Below are 1416 nucleotides of genomic sequence, written 5' to 3'. Positions count from 1 at the left end.
CCGAAAATCACCCCCGGGGCGGACCGGCCGGCCGGCGTCCTCGAGAGAGTCGCCGCGCGCGGAGGTCACGCCTCATCCGGGAGGGCGCGAATGATCATTCCCCCAGCAACGCTTCATGGAAGAAGGAGAAGAAACACCATGCGAAGCGCACCTCTCAAGGACGGTGTCAACGCCGCGCCGCAGCGGGCCCTCTTGAAGGCGCTCGGTCTGTGCGACGACGAAATCGGCCGTCCGCTCATCGGCGTCGTGAGCTCGAAGAACGACATCGTTCCGGGCCACACGAACCTCGACAAGATCGTGGACGCGGTGAAGCAGGGCGTAGCCCTCGGAGGAGGCGTTCCGATAGTGTTTCCCGCGATCGCGGTCTGCGACGGCCTCGCCATGGGGCACGTCGGCATGAAGTACTCGCTCGTCTCGCGCGAACTGATCGCGGACTCGACCGAGGCGATGTCGATCGCGCACCCCTTCGACGGCCTGGTGCTCGTTGCGGCCTGCGACAAGAACGTCCCCGGTCTGCTGATGGCCGCCGCACGCCTCAACGTCCCCTCGATCGTCGTGAGCGGCGGCGCGATGCTCGCCGGGCGCTTCGAGGGCCGCAAGGTCTCCTACTCCGACATCTCGGAGGGCGTGAGCCGCTTGCGCACGGGCCGGATCACGCCCGCGCAGTTCCTTGATCTCGAGAACAACGCCTGTCCGACCTGCGGGTCCTGTTCGGGGATGTTCACCGCGAACTCGATGAACTGCCTCACCGAGGTCCTCGGCCTCGCGCTCCCCGGCAACGGCACGATCCCTGCGGTGCACTCCGCGCGCCTGCGGCTCGCGAAGGAGACGGGCCTCAGGATCATGGAGCTCGTGAAACAGGACATCAAGCCCCGCGACATCATGACCCGCGAGGCCTTTGAGAACGCGCTCGCGATCGACATGGCGCTCGGGTGCTCGACGAACTCGATGCTCCACCTCCCGGCGATCGCCCACGAGTGCGCTATCGAGCTCGACCTCTCGGTTGCCAATGAGATCAGCAGCCGCACGCCCAACCTCTGCCACCTCGCGCCCGCCGGGCACCACTACATCGAGGAGCTCGACGCCGCGGGCGGCATCCGCGCAGTGATGGCCGAAATCGCCAAGCTCGGATTCCTGCACACGGACTGCATGACCGTCACGGGCCGCACCGTGGGTGAAAACATCAAGGGCGCGCGGATCCTCGACGAGGAGATCATCCACACCGTCGAGAACCCGGTCTCGAAGGAGGGCGGCATCGCGGTCCTGAAGGGCAATCTCGCCCCCGAAGGGTCGGTCGTGAAGCGCTCGGCGGTCGCGCCCGAGATGATGCACCACAAGGGGCCCGCGCGCGTCTTCGACTGCGAGGAGGACGCCCTGAACGCCATCTACGGCGGCCGCATCAAGGCGGGCGACGTG

1 protein-coding gene is annotated in these 1416 nt (G+C 67.0%); it reads left to right on the top strand.

Annotated elements, in window-relative coordinates:
- Window positions 1-138: 138 nt before the first annotated feature.
- Window positions 139-1416: dihydroxy-acid dehydratase (gene ilvD / locus ACT6Y9_RS10945; RefSeq protein ID WP_443744553.1), on the top strand; the 1278-nt coding region annotated here is incomplete at its 3' end.

It is taken from the genome of Sutterella sp., assembly GCF_052272535.1.
Taxonomy (GTDB): domain Bacteria; phylum Pseudomonadota; class Gammaproteobacteria; order Burkholderiales; family Burkholderiaceae_F; genus Sutterella.
The sequence above is the reverse complement of the archived record's forward strand: the minus strand, read 5'-3'. Positions and strand labels throughout refer to the sequence as shown.